Annotated in this window: 15 protein-coding genes and 1 pseudogene; all 16 read left to right on the top strand. The window is 27.0% G+C overall.

Annotated features, from left to right (window positions below):
• Positions 1-54 precede the first annotated feature (54 nt).
• Positions 55-483, top strand: a complete 429-nt coding sequence (locus OIO11_RS10945) for a membrane-associated protease 1 (RefSeq protein WP_268071510.1) — start codon at positions 55-57, stop codon at positions 481-483.
• Between the two features lie 103 nt (positions 484-586).
• Entirely contained in the window at positions 587-1,030 is a 444-nt protein-coding gene (locus OIO11_RS10940; protein WP_268071509.1) for a J domain-containing protein, read from the top strand.
• 13 nt (positions 1,031-1,043) lie between these two features.
• Positions 1,044-1,616 (top strand): FHA domain-containing protein, encoded by a 573-nt coding sequence (locus OIO11_RS10935; RefSeq protein WP_268071508.1) that lies wholly within the window; start codon positions 1,044-1,046, stop codon positions 1,614-1,616.
• A 15-nt stretch (positions 1,617-1,631) separates the two neighbouring features.
• Complete coding sequence (locus OIO11_RS10930) at positions 1,632-2,135, top strand: FHA domain-containing protein (protein WP_268071507.1); 504 nt, start codon at positions 1,632-1,634, stop codon at positions 2,133-2,135.
• Positions 2,136-2,147: 12 nt separating this feature from the next.
• Positions 2,148-2,993, top strand: coding sequence for a PP2C family protein-serine/threonine phosphatase (locus tag OIO11_RS10925; RefSeq protein ID WP_268071506.1), 846 nt, complete (start codon positions 2,148-2,150; stop codon positions 2,991-2,993).
• Positions 2,994-3,014: 21 nt separating this feature from the next.
• Positions 3,015-4,799, top strand: a complete 1,785-nt coding sequence (locus tag OIO11_RS10920) for a PP2C family protein-serine/threonine phosphatase (protein WP_268071505.1) — start codon at positions 3,015-3,017, stop codon at positions 4,797-4,799.
• 9 nt (positions 4,800-4,808) lie between these two features.
• Positions 4,809-6,086, top strand: coding sequence for a normocyte-binding protein (locus tag OIO11_RS10915; protein WP_268071504.1), 1,278 nt, complete (start codon positions 4,809-4,811; stop codon positions 6,084-6,086).
• Entirely contained in the window at positions 6,083-6,778 is a 696-nt protein-coding gene (locus tag OIO11_RS10910; protein ID WP_268071503.1) for a hypothetical protein, read from the top strand. The genes OIO11_RS10915 and OIO11_RS10910 overlap by 4 nt, the downstream gene beginning before the upstream one ends.
• Before the next feature lie 21 nt (positions 6,779-6,799).
• The gene (locus OIO11_RS10905) at positions 6,800-9,433 is read left to right on the top strand and encodes a molecular chaperone (RefSeq protein WP_268071502.1); all 2,634 of its coding nucleotides are present in this window, start codon (positions 6,800-6,802) and stop codon (positions 9,431-9,433) included.
• Between the two features lie 19 nt (positions 9,434-9,452).
• Positions 9,453-10,232 (top strand): hypothetical protein, encoded by a 780-nt coding sequence (locus OIO11_RS10900; RefSeq protein ID WP_268071500.1) that lies wholly within the window; start codon positions 9,453-9,455, stop codon positions 10,230-10,232.
• A gap of 98 nt (positions 10,233-10,330) precedes the next feature.
• Positions 10,331-10,930, top strand: coding sequence for a hypothetical protein (locus OIO11_RS10895; RefSeq protein ID WP_268071498.1), 600 nt, complete (start codon positions 10,331-10,333; stop codon positions 10,928-10,930).
• The gene (locus OIO11_RS10890; protein ID WP_268071497.1) at positions 10,930-12,348 is read left to right on the top strand and encodes a contractile injection system protein, VgrG/Pvc8 family; all 1,419 of its coding nucleotides are present in this window, start codon (positions 10,930-10,932) and stop codon (positions 12,346-12,348) included. Before OIO11_RS10895 ends, OIO11_RS10890 begins: the two co-directional genes overlap by 1 nt.
• 44 nt (positions 12,349-12,392) lie before the next feature.
• Positions 12,393-12,992, top strand: a complete 600-nt coding sequence (locus OIO11_RS10885; RefSeq protein WP_268071496.1) for a hypothetical protein — start codon at positions 12,393-12,395, stop codon at positions 12,990-12,992.
• 13 nt (positions 12,993-13,005) lie between these two features.
• On the top strand, positions 13,006-13,530 hold the full coding sequence (locus tag OIO11_RS10880; protein WP_268071495.1) for a hypothetical protein: 525 nt from the start codon (positions 13,006-13,008) through the stop codon (positions 13,528-13,530).
• A 39-nt stretch (positions 13,531-13,569) separates the two neighbouring features.
• Complete coding sequence (locus OIO11_RS10875) at positions 13,570-13,971, top strand: DUF4280 domain-containing protein (protein ID WP_268071494.1); 402 nt, start codon at positions 13,570-13,572, stop codon at positions 13,969-13,971.
• Between the two features lie 37 nt (positions 13,972-14,008).
• Positions 14,009-14,466 (top strand): annotated as a pseudogene (locus OIO11_RS10870) (late control protein D); the annotation flags it as partial.

The following is a 14,466-nucleotide window of genomic DNA, read 5'->3' as shown; positions in this document are numbered from 1 at the left end:
CTTTCAAAGTATTAATATAGATTAATTTATTGTAAAAATAAAGGAGGAAATTTTATGGGATTCAGATTAAAAATTGAGGGTACAGAAACTATCATGTTAGGAGCAGATAATATTGATACTGTAAAGTATAAAACTGATACTCCAGATGATTCAAATGCAAGATCTACAGATGTAGGTTCTATCCTTACAGTAAGAGGTAAGATTATTACAGCTACAGATGGTGATAAGGCTGATGATACTTTAAAGTTAGCTAAATGGTCACTTGTATCAGCAGAAAAAGCAGATTGTTATAGAAAAGTTACTCTTGAAACAATAGCTGCAGATCAAGTAGTAAGAAAAATTCATATTCCAAATGCATTCGTAGTTGATTATACTGAAGAATTTGGATTTAACGAAGGAGTAGGAACATTTGAACTTGTAATTAAGCAAAAAAGAGACAAAAATGAATTTGTGGAAATACAAGGTGGATATCCTGCAAACTAAAAATATATTTGAAAATTGTTTTTAGTATTTAATAGGTTTAAAAGGCATATTTCTGCCTTTTAAACCTATATGTAATATTTAAGAAAAATAATTGAGGTAAAATATGAAAAACTTTTATGAAATATTAGAAATATCACGTGAAGCAACTAATGATGAAATAAAAAAAGCCTTTAGAAAACTAGCTAAAAAATATCATCCAGATACAAATATCAATGATAAAACTTTAGGAGAAAAGTTCCAAGAGATTAATGAGGCTTATAGTGTTTTAAGCGATGAAAAATCAAGAAAGCAGTATGATGATAAATTATTTAATAGTCAACATACTACAAAGCAACAAAAAAGTTATAGTACAAGAAGAAAGTCAGATAATGAAAAAAACAATGATATAAACAGTACTATGGAAAATTTGAATAGTCAATTTGAACAATTTTTTGGGTTTAATCCTAATGGGAATGAAGTAAAGAAAAATTTCTCTAAGAAAAATACTAAGAACCCAATTGATACATCTCAATTTTTTAATAATTTTTTTAAAGTAAAAAAGAAGTAATGGAGGAATTACTTTGAAATATACAAATTCAAATAATAGAAATCAGAATAATAAATTATTAGCTAGTTTGCAAATAATTAATTTATGTATATGTATAATTCTTACTTTAATATGTATTTTAATTTATTTTACAGTAAAAGCAACATGGATAAAATACATATTAGTTTTAACAGTGATTATAATTGGAATGATATGTTTTGTGAAATCATTTCAACAAATAAATAAAAAAGATTTATCTAATGCAAATATAATCAATACAATAGCATTAGTAAATGAAGACAATCAAATTATAAAAGAATGGTCAGTATCAGAAAAAATATCAATGCTTATAGGTAAAAGTACTGTAGATAATGAAGTAGATATAGATTTAAGTGGATCTATATATTCGACTTTAATTGAAGAACAACATGCTGTACTAAATTATGCAGGAGGAACATGGTATATAGAAGATTTATGTTCCAATAATGGTGTGAGTATACAAAAAACAGAGGATGGCATGCAATATAAATTGGTAAAATATAGTCCTTGTTCAATAACTAAAGGAGATATATTATTTATTGCAAAAACCAAGCTTTTACTTATATGAAACGGAGTGATATAAATGAGCCTTATTAGATGTAAAAATGGGCATATGTTTAGTGAAAGACGCTATGGAACTGTATGTCCATATTGCAATATAGAAACTGCTTCAAAGGAAAATAATACTTCGGCTTTACCACAAAATTTTGATATAGAAACAGAGCTTTTATACCAAGAAATTGAACCAGTTTGTGGATGGCTTGTATGTATTGAAGGTACGAGAGTAGGAAAAGACTACAAAATAAAAACGGGAAAAAACTTTATAGGAAGAGCAGATGATATGGATATACAAATATTAGGGGATAATAAAATTTCCAGAAGGAATCATGCCATTATTGTATATGACCCAAAGAAAAAAAACAATGTGCTGCTGCCAGGTGAGTCTTCTGGAATTGCATATCTAAATGGAGAAGCAGCATATGTGCCAACTCAATTATCTGCATATGATGTTATTGAATTAGGTAAAAGTAAATTTCTTTTTGTACCATTCTGTGGAGAACATTTTGAATGGGAAGATAATGATTAGGGGTAGTCTTTTATGTTAAAGTTCATTCATGAAAAATATTACATATTTATCCTTGCTTTAGTAATCCTATTATCAATTTTGCTAATATTAAGAAATCTATTAATAAAAAAAATAAAAAGACCTAGTATACAAATAGAAAATGGTACTACTATTGGTAAGGAAGAGATACAAGAAAACTATTTAGATATAGTTTATTCACCCCATGGAATACTAACTGTTCTAGCAGATGGCATAGGTAAAAATGAAGCAGGAAGAATATCAAGTATTGTGGCAGTTAAGACTTTTACAAGTCTTTTTTCGGAATTAGGAATAGGACAGAAAATAGAATATTTTTTTAAAAGAGCCTTTAATATTGCTAGTAGTGAGATTTTAAAAAGAGTAGATAATAATCAAGGCGGTGCAAGTGTAGTAAGTGCAATAGTAATTGATAATTTATTATACTATGGGTTAGCAGGAAATACCATGATAGCAGTTTATAGAAAAGGAGAATTATTTAAATTAAGTGAAGGTCATACTGTTAATGTATTAGCTAAAAAGGAGTTTTACAAGGGCAAAATTACTAAAGAGCACGCATTAGCGGCATTAAAAGAAGAAAGACTTTTGCATTATGTTGGACAAGAAGGGTTTAATGACATTGAAATGTTTGAAAAGCCCGTAATACTTCAACAAGGGGATATAGTTGTTTTAATGAATAAAGGTGTTTATGATTGTTTAAAATGGGTACAGTTGGAACAAATAATTATTAAAAATAGAAAATTTGAACATTTATCAAATGAAATAATAGAAGCTATTAAAAAAACTAAAAAACAAAATAAATATAACGCTAGTATTATACTTATGAAATATGTAGGTAATTAAATAGGTTTAGGGTGTGAAAATATGAGAAAATTAAATTCAAAGTTTAAAACCAACTTCATATCAGAAGCAGGCAGTTTTTTGCAAAATAAAGATTACTTTGCTTTTGTAGAACTAGATGATTATGCATGTTATGTTATAGCAGATGGTATAGATAATGATTTAGAATTAGAAAGTGCAAAAATAGCAGTGACGAGTATTATAAGAAATTTCACTGAAAAACCTACTATTAAAAAAAGACATATAAAGAGATTTATAAAACAAGCAAATGATGAAATGATTTCAAAAAGCAGCAATGTAAGATTAAAAGCATCGATTACAATTATGATTACCAACTATACTAAAGTAGTGTATGCAGTTGCTGGTAACACAAGATTTTATTTGTTTAGGAATGGATTTCTTAGGTATAAAAGTGAAGATCAGTCTTTAACTCAAGTATTAGCAGACAAAGAAGAAGTACCGCTTGATAAAATAGCAAAGCATAATGAAAGAAATAATTTATATTGCTATCTGGGTCAGAATAAGTTAGGAAAACCATATATATCAAGAAAAATAAAGTTAATGGAGGGTGACATCATTGCTTTATTAACAAGAGGCATTTGGGAAAATATTGATGAACAAGAAATGGAAGATGCTGTTGACGAGGCAAAAGACCCAGAAGAATTATGTAATAATATTGAAGATATGTTGTTGTCTAAACAACTTAAAGAAATAGAAAATTATACGCTCTCCTTTACATTTGTAGATAAAGTATTTGTTAATCCAAATAGAAAGAAGAAGATAAAAAAGATAATAACAATATTACTACCTATTCTTATAATCTTAATTATAGGTGGAGTAATGTGGAATATAAATAGAAACAAGAGAATTAATAGCATTAATGAAATGAACACACATAAGGTTAATGGAAGAGAATATATAGAAAATGGCAATATGATAAAGGCGAATAAGGAATATAAGGCTGCTTTAGATATAGCAACTAAATATAAACTTAATCCAGAAAAAAATAGCTTAGATAAATACTATAAGTTTACAGATATAATTTTAGATGCTGATGATAAGTTAAAAGAAAAGAAATATAAAGAAGCACTAGATAAATATTTAGCAGCCTTAGGACAATCAGAAAATGTAGATAATATTACATCAAAGTATATTTCACACAAATTAGAAATAGTTAGAAATGCTCTTAAAGTAACTGATTTACTAACTCTAGGTGACAAAAATTTTGAACTAAAGAATATACAAGATGCAGAAAGTGCTTATAAACAAGCAAAAGATTTAGCAACAGATTTTTACTTAGTAGATGAGAGAAAAGAAGCTATGGATAAATTAGATAAGGTTTATAATGAAAAAGCTGAACAAGAAAAACAAGCTAAGGATGAAAAAGACAAAAAAGAAAAAGAAGATGAAAAAAAAGAAAAAGAAAAATTAGATATTCAAGATAAGGCTGTAGAAAACACTAAACAAGGTGACATGAGTTATAGTACAGGAGATTATATCAGTGCAAAAATGTATTATACTATGGCAAAACAAATGTATGAACAAATAAATTTAAAGAGTTTTTTAAATGATTTAGAAGAAAAAATACATCTCATGGATAAAAAAATAAATGAAGCTCAAACACAAAAATCACAAGCAGATAAATATGCTAAAGATGGAGATGAAAAATATATTAAAGGAGATGCCAATACAGCCAAAGTGTTATATTTATTAGCAAAAGATATATATGAAAAAGAAGGATTAGTGGAAGAAGCAAAAAAAATACAAGAAAAATTAGATATAGTAAATAAAGCTATAACTAAAAAATAAGGTGAAAATATGAAGGATGAAATTTATCAAAAGTTAAGTAATATTGATAATTTAAATGATAGATTATTATTAAAAAAAGTATTAAATGATTTATTTACCAGTGTACAAGAATATTCAGAAAAAAGATATGATAGTTTGGAAGAAAGAGTATTTAAAGAAATGCAATATTCACAGGGAAACTATAACATATTTTGCACTATAAACAAAAGACTGCACTTAGACCCAACTAGTGAATTTTTATATCCAATTTCAGATGAAGATATAGAAGAAAAAGTATATGATATAAGTGAAATTTTACAAAATGTTACTGAAAAAAAAGAAACAACAATGTTTAAAGTATTCTTCAAATGTGACTATTTAACATATAGAGATATTATTGATAACAAGAAAACATTTAAAGGGATAATAGAGACAAATAAGAGAAATTATGAAGGTTACTTTATTTTACGTAAAAATATAGAATATTGGAACAAAACAAGTGAGCTATATAGAAGATTTATAGATAATAATATTCCATGGGTAACCATAAATAATCCTTATATTTCTAAAATCGCTGATGTCATTTTAATTCAATGCCAGGATGGCATAAATGAAGATGAGAAAATAACTAAAATATCTATAGACTTTGGAGAATATAGTAAGTTTGTAGAATATGACATGGTGCCTCTTTGGAATGTAAAAAAACTGTCATTAAAAAGCAGCGGGTTCCCCATGCCTTCCGAAGATCATATTAATTATGAACATGTTATATCTTTACAGAAAGAGGGTACAGAGCATGGGTATTTAGTTGAGTGTGATTCTGCTAACCTCCAATATGTAATTCGAAATAAAGATTCTTTAATAATATCTGCAAAAGCTGAAGAAACTCAGAATTGGGATATATGGAAAATCATATATCCTGTTCAATCTAAAATAGAGAAGTATAATTATGAGCTATTGTCAAATGCTAAAAATGCAAGTTTTATTGAAAAAGTATACTTAAAGAATACAACTACTGTAAAGACTAAAGCAGAGTTGAACCGAATTATTAATTCCTTTGAAGTTTCCAAGTATCTTGAATTTAAGTATGCAAGATTAGAAGATAAACCAAATACAGCAGATATTGAAACATACAATATGAATTATTTCATATTTGATGAAATACGAGAGGATAATATTAAAAAAGTATTGGTGCTATATTTTAAAGCAATAGATACTAATTATCTTACTGGTGATATTTTAAGTTTTTTAGTATCTGAAATTCAATTATTTTATCCAGAATACAAATGTGAAGGAAGATTACTATGAATTATATTTGGGATGTACTCTTAAAAGCTGACAAACAAAATATACCTGCAGAAAAAATAAGTTTTGTGCCAGCTAAAAGATATAGTCCATATATGGAAATTTCTTTTAAAGATCTTAATACCCAATCATTACTAGATAATCATATTATTGAAGTGAATCCTTATTATAGGTTTTATGATATTTTCAAAGAGTTACTTAATGTTAATATTGAAGAAAGCATGAAACTTAGAGAAGTACTTTTTGACATAATAATTCACTATTTAGCAGAAATAGATCTTAAACAAGGTCTATGTAAACAAGAGTTTTATAAAAAATTTATTATGAAAGATATATGCAAAGGTGTATTTGGCAAAGAATTATCAGAAAATATATATGAATTTAAAAAAGAAGAATTGGATTGTTTATTAAATGGATTAGTTACTTTATACCTTACTGGTGTCTCATTACATTTATTTAATAAGGTAATGAGAAATATTTTCAAAGATAACCTTACATATACAAATAAAGAAAATAGCAAAGAAATATTAATTTATTTAGGACAAGCTAAAACACAAAATTTAAAGAGGAAAATGGATATGATAATAGATCTGTTCTTGCCTATAGATATGAAAGTATATGTATATTGGGAACATCATTTTGGTGTTATAGGTGTTAATGAAACCATGAAGATTGATAAAATGGTAATAAATTAATAGAAAGTTAAGGATGATAAAATGAGTACATATTCATATAAGCTATATAAGAATAATAAAAATGAACAAACTAAAAAAAGCAAATATAAAGAAAAAGAACTGCAGTTAATGACAACATTTCAACTAAGAGAGATATGTAATAGAGAGAAGATAGTAAAAAGTATTGTTAATCCCTTAGATAAAGAAGAATTAATAAGACTTATTATGAGATATAGAGGAGAAGAAGAAAGTCTGTTAATTCGTCATTATGAAAAAGAGGGTATTGAAAGAATAGAAAGTTTTTTACATGGTGTAGAAAAGATTGTATTAGATAAAAAAGAAATACAATATCCAGCTAAAATTACTATCTATGATTCTATAAATGTTGAAGTTTTTGATAAGTATATGGTAAATACCCAAAGTAAATTAGAAGAGTCAAATATGATTTTAGTGGATAATAACTTTCAAGTATGTACTATTTTTAACATTATAAAGGTAAATGAACATAAAAAAGAAAAATATTTCATTGTAAAAGACGGTACTATTCCTGCTAAAGAATCAGAAGATAAGCATTACAGCTTATTATATTTTGAAAAAAATGAATCTGAACTTATTTATGATATTTATCATGGGAAGAAAGAGTTTACACCAAAACACATAAAGTTTTACTCTTTACCCATATTGCAATTTGAAATTAAACAAATTATGGAGACTACAACGCCCTTAGCAATAGATTTTGGAACATCAAATACTACAGCGGGTATTTATATTAATAAAGAAACATTTTATTTATTAGATGAAAATAATATCATTAATGAAGATTTAAAAACAAACGAAGTGAATTTTGTTAAAGTTATAGACGGTACAAATAATAATTTTAAATTTACTCCTTTAATTCCAAGTGTAGTAGGAATTAAAGCTGTTAATAATGAAAAGATAGAATATATTTTTGGATATGATGCTATTAAAACCTCTAAAATGAGTTACATAGATGATGGACTAAGTATATTCTATGATATTAAAAGATGGATAAATGATTTTGAAAAAATGGAAAAAGTAACTGATGCAGCAGGTGAAAGAACATTTATAAAGAGAAAAGATATTATAAAAGCTTACTTGGAATATATTATAAATTTAGCAAAACAAAGATTTAAATGTAATTTTAAATACATACACATATCTTCTCCAGTAAAGCAAAAATACAAGTTTGATACATTATTTAAAGACATATTACAAGATTACATAATAGAAAGTGAAAACACATTAGAAGAAGGTGCTGCAGTATTATTCAATACTATATCAGAGTTGATTGATAAAAATAAGTATATTGAAGGAGAAAAATGTAAAGCACTTATTATAGATTGTGGAGGTGGAACTACAGATTTAACATCTTGCAATTTCACAATTTATAACAACAGGGTATCCTATAAAATCGATATAGAAACTGCTTATGAAAATGGCGACACAGATTTTGGAGGCAACAATCTTACTTTTAGAATTATGCAATTCATAAAAATAATAATGGCAAATAAACTTATTAAACAAAACACAGATATTAAAAAGAGAATTTTAGAAGAATTTGATATAGATATTTTCAGGTGTGTTGACGAAAACGGAGTTGTGGAAATATATAGCAAGTTGAATAAAGAATATGAAAAGGTAGAAACAATAATTCCAACAAAATTTAAACAATATGAAGATAAAAGCAAAGAAGATTATTATAAAGTAAAAAGCAATTATTATTTTATTTTTGATCTTGCAGAAAGAGTAAAAAAAGAATTTTTCAACAATCCAAGCTTGTTGAAGATACTTTTAACTTCACAACAAAATTCAAGTATAGACGAAAGAAGTATTAACTTTGATAAATGGAAATTATCCTATGTGAACAATGGCATATTGGAGAGAGTAAAAGAACCGCCAGAGATAGGATTAAGTGTATATGAAGTTACAGTTTTACTTAAAGCAGATATATACAATATTATAAAAAGGTTTTTGGAAAAACTATATGAAGAAAATAAATTGTTTGATTTTTCAATTATTAAATTAACAGGACAATCATGTAAAGTAGAAATTTTTAAAGAAGCGTTGAAGGAGTTTATACCTGGAAAAGTTATTCAATTTAAAAGAAATAAAAAAGATACAAAAGAAAATAATGATTTAAAGCTTTCATGTCTTAAAGGCTCTCTTAAATATCTACAGGCTAAGAAATTTGGATATGCAAATGTTACACTGCATACTAAAACTCCTACTTTACCTTATGTTATAAGTGCTTATACACATACAGGAGATGAAAAAATATTAATCCACAGTGTAGACAGGAATAGAACAAAGGGGTGCATTTCCCGTTTCATGGAAAGGATAATTTTAAAGTTATACCTTAAGGATACAAATGGTTTAATCAGATATGAATATGACTATGAAGTTAATATAGAAGACTTTAAGCCTGTTTTGGCAGAAGAATTAGAGAAATTATATCCTGATATTGTCAATCAACATGAGACAGATAATATTATAAATAATGAAGTGAAGTTCTTTGTATGGGCAAGGGAAGAAGAGTGGGGATTTTCTGTAGTGCCTATATTGAGACAAGAAGAAAGGCTTTTTATGGGAAAAGAAGTATTTTATTCTTTTGAAAATGACCAATGGGAAACAAATTTCTTTGATGGTTTAAAATAAATGGGAAGGAGGAAAAAAGTTGTTTTTTAATACATATCCTTTATTTAACCGCGGAAGAATACTAAAGCTTGAAATGCTAGAACAACTTAGAGACTTCCCAAGAGATTTTATAGATATAGTTTTATCACAGTACTCAGATGGAATAATTCTAGGTTGTGATATAAAGGTTAATGGAGATTATATAGTTATATCTAAAGGCTTAATAAAACATGAGGATGTTATGTATATGATAAAAGAAGATCATAGTATTCCATACAGACATACAAATGATTTAGCAATATTAAAAATAAGATTTTTAGGAGAAACAAAAAACAGTGATTTTATAAGATACAGCACAGAAATATTTATAGATGAGAATTTAGAAATTCAAAGTGATGAAATGGAATTATGCAGATTTAAAGTAAAAATGGGAGCCAAGCTTAGGGGGAATTATATTAATTTTCAAGACATGTCAACGGAATACGACACAGTAAATATTATAAATTCTCCTTTTGCAGCATATGAGAAAAGCAGTCTGTCACCTGAAATATTGAGAAATTTTGCAAAAGAGGCATTTCAATATAATTTGACTAATGCTTTAGACATTTCATTTTGTATGATGTGTTTACAAAGTCCCAAAGTCATAGAAAGAGAGTTAATATTAAATTATATTGCAGCCCGTCTTAAGATACTATTAAGAGATTATTCAAATCAGCAGATTTATGGGCATTTAGTAAGAATTTTAGAAGATATAAAGGAAGGAAGAGAAATTCTTGGCAGTCATGGCAGGATTGGATATAAAAAGATTTTAGTTGATTAATAGGGAAAGAGTAAGTTAATAAAAGACATTTGCATGTTAATAGACTTAAGGTAATTATGCAGATGTCTTAATTAATAGTATTAAGGAGTGATGAAAGTATGGATAAAAGAGCTGATGAAAAGATTTTAGATTTTTTAAATGAAGCAGAAAAAAGAGAGGCAAAAAAAGATATTTGCAGTGGTCCAGTAAAAATTGGAGAGAGATATTATGAATTTGAAGAAAAAGAATTTTTAAATGAAAAGTTAAAAATATATATTCCGAAAGATTTTGATGACATGCCATTAGAAGAAAGAAAATTTAAATATCCATCAGAAAATCGCCCAGAAATAATAAAGAGTAATGAAGATGGAAGCATAACTATAACATTGAACATTATTGATAGTCCATTAGATGAAGAACGTGTTGAAGAATTAAAAGATGGAATGAAGATGATTATAAGAAAAACTAATCCATCTAATGTATTTTACGAAGATGGAATTTTAGAAGTTGACTCTAAAAATATAGGGTTTTTTGAATTTAAAAGTTCTGCAATAGATGATTTTTTATATAATTTGATGTTTTTCTTTGAATTTGAAGAAAAAACTTTAATGGGAACTTTCAGTTGTCCTTATAAGAAATATGATGAATGGAGAGATATTGCTTTTCAAGTTATAAATACAGTAAGAGTAATAAAAGAGGAAAATGGAGATGAGAACTAATGAGTGAAGAATATATGTATACTCAAGGAGATATCTTAATAGAACCTTATAAATTTCAAAAAATAACACAATTAAAAGTAACTAGAGAATTAAATGAGCATGCAAGACTTTATATAAGTGGAATCATTGATGAAGAAAATGTTGATAAATATGTTGAAACAGCAGATGTGGAATCAAGTATTTCAATATCATTAAAGGATGACAAAAATTCTGTAACCAATGTGTTTCAAGGAGTAGTTACTAATATTCAAATTAATGCAAATAAAGATGTTAGAACTTTAGAAATAGAAGCTTTAAGTAGAACATTTTTAATGGATATAAAGAAAAAGAGCAGAACATTTCAAAATAAGAATTTTAGTTATGGAGATATTTTGAATAGTGTAAACAGAGGATATACAAATATTCAAAGATTAGACAATATTACAAATGGGACTAAAATAGACAAGCTAATAGTTCAATATAAAGAAACAGACTGGCAGTTTATAAAAAGATTAGCTTCCCATTTTAATGTGCCAGTAGTATCAGAATGTCAATTAGAAGATACAAAGTATTCAATAGGAAATTCAGGACGCAGCACAAAGTATGAACTTGATGAATTTAATTATTCAATAAAAAAGGGATTACAAGAATACAAGCTTAAATCAGAAAATAATGTTGATGATTTAGACGATATTAATTTAATAAGTTATGAAGTAATAACAAATAAAATAATGTATTTAAATAATTCAGTGAATTTTAAAGGTAGAAATCTCTATATATACAAATCAGAAATGGAAATTGTAAATGGTGGAATTTCAAATAAGTATATATTAAGAGATGAGAAAGGCACAAAAGTAAGAAAACAATATAATAACAAAATAGTAGGAATATCTCTTAAAGGAAATATTTTAGATACAAAAAATGATGTGGTTAAAATTAATTTAGAGATAGATGGAAGGCAAAATAAAGGCGAAGCAAGGTGGTTCCCGTATTCAACAGTTTATTCATCCCCAGATGGTACCGGATGGTACTGTATGCCGGAAGTTGGTGATGCAATAAGACTATATTTTCCAGACAATGAAGAGAAAAATGCATATGCAATAAGCTCTACAAATCTTAAATCAGGTAATTCAGAGAAACGTAGTGACCCAGCAGTAAAAAGTATAGGAACGAAATATGGAAAAGAAGTAGTTATGAAGCCAGGAGCTGTAGAAATTATAGGAAACGGAAATTTACTTATGAGATTAACAGATGACGGAGGAATAGAAATTAAAAGTAATAAAAAAATAGTTTTAGATGCTAAAGAAGATATTGAAATAAATGGAGGAGGTAAGGTATCCATTCAAGGCAGTGAGGGAGTGGATTTAACTCAAGCAAGTGCGAAGATTAATATAAAAGATAATGTAACTATGAGTGGTGGAAAGGTTAATATTGAATAATTGTGTTGATTTGAAGTAAATGAAAAGGAGGTGTACAAGCTAAAGTGATAATAAAACCAAATAAAGAAGAGTTATTGATGGAATTTCAACAAAAGTATGTTGCTAATAGATGGGTTGATGAATTTCTTAAAATTGATGAAACTTATAAAAGTCATAGAAATTCTATAGAAGAAAATTTGATTTCAACATTCAATGAAGTATGCAAACAGGCTGTATATCTTCAAGAAAAACAATTAAAAGGAGAAATAAAGTATATTTATTTTTCTTTTCTTAGAACGAGTATTCTTGAAAACAAAGGAGAATACAGAATTGACTTGTATGATGAAAACTGGTTTTTAGATAAGGAAGAATGCTCAATGAATATAGATTTGAATTTTATATTTGACTCAAATTTTAGGCATATGGAAGAACTGAAAGAAAAGAAAAAAGAGTACGGAAGAAATATAACTGATATGGACATAGAAAGCATAATTCTTAGAGAAGCTGATAAATATCATATTTTAGCAGTGGAGTTTTTGAAAGGTGTTATAGAAAAATTTATAGAAACACCTTTTTATAAAGAAATGAGCAAAGCAGAAGATATCATGATATTAGCAGGAGAATATATGGATGAAACAGAGATAATATATCCTGAAAAAGAATAAAAAAGGAGAAGCTATGGATTACTTTTTATTAAAGCAAGATGAAAGATATGGGAATACCCCAAGGCTTATAGATGTATTTAAAAAAATTAATATAAAAGACCTTAATCTTTTAAATGCTCATAAAATTGAAGATATTATAATATTTAAAGTTAGTGCTGATGAAAATTGTGAATTTTTAGATGTTTTAGATACTCAATTGTTTTTAATATCAGAAGATATGAAGAAAATAATTGAAAAATATGACAGAGATATAGTATTTAAAAGCTTAGCACTTATAGATCAAGCACATTATAGGCAAAAAAATTATTCGTTACCCATCTTTCAAGAAATAGAAGCTTTAAGTGATAAAGCAGAACTTAATTTAAATAAAACAGTAGTTAAAAAAATCATCTTAGATAAAGAAAAAATAAAAGGTAAAAAGATTTTTAAAATAAAAGAAAGTTCAAAACCATTAATAGTGGTAAGACTAGATGTGGCTGAAAGCCTGTTAAGGCGTGATTTTAAAGGAATAAAACTTGAGAGAGTGCAAGTTGAATAAAGTTGAAAACAAAGAAAGTTGAAATAGGAAGTGAAAAATATGGCTGATGGAGATAAGTATTATATAGTTAGAGGGGCAAAAATGAGATGTGACAAAGGAACTCATCCAAGAAAAATCAATTTGCCAGTAAGTCATGGATCATATGTAAATGGAAAGCCAATGATGAATAAAAGTGATAGGGTAGTAAATAAAAATATTAGTTACTTTGGAATATGCAGGGGAGGATGTCAAGAAGGTGAAGATATTTATTTGATAGACGAATATGGAAAACAACAACTTCCACCTGGAAAAAAATGTCGTGTGCAAATATTAGAGGATTGGAGTGAAGTTAAAGAAGATACATTGGTTGAAGGAAAAGCAGCACTTACAAAAGACTCATGGGCTGCCTGCTATTATGGAGGAAAAATAATATTTGAAAGTAATGGTCAAGAAGAAGAGTAGTTGGAATAGAGAATACAGCAAAGAAAGGAGAGTATAAATGGGAGCAGTTCATGCACTAAGGGTTAAATCACCGTATCAATTACTAAAGATAGAAAATATAGAAATTGAAAATAAACCTAATGAACATGGATACTTGTATTTAAAATGTTTGATAGATGATTCAGTAAATTTTCAGGCTGCTATAAATGCTTCCACTAATGATAAAATATGGGTTTATGAAGAAATAGAAGATGAAAGTTCTTATAATAAAAGTGCTGTAGATATTAATGTAGTAAATGAAAGCAAAAGCAAAATAATATTTAATGGAATAGTACAAAATATAAGGACAAGCCATATGAATGGAATTTATTATTTAGAAATACAAGCATTTACATCAAGTTTTGAATTAGATATAAAAGAAAAAAGCAGGTCATTTCAAAATGTTAATATGACATATGATGAAGTAATAGGAACAATTTTAAAAGATTATTCAGGATATAGCTTTACGCAATGCAC

Origin of the sequence: Clostridium sp. ZS2-4 (assembly GCF_026719745.1) — a bacterium.
Taxonomy (GTDB): Bacteria; Bacillota; Clostridia; order Clostridiales; family Clostridiaceae; genus Clostridium_H.
This window is presented reverse-complemented; position numbering and strand designations above follow the sequence as displayed.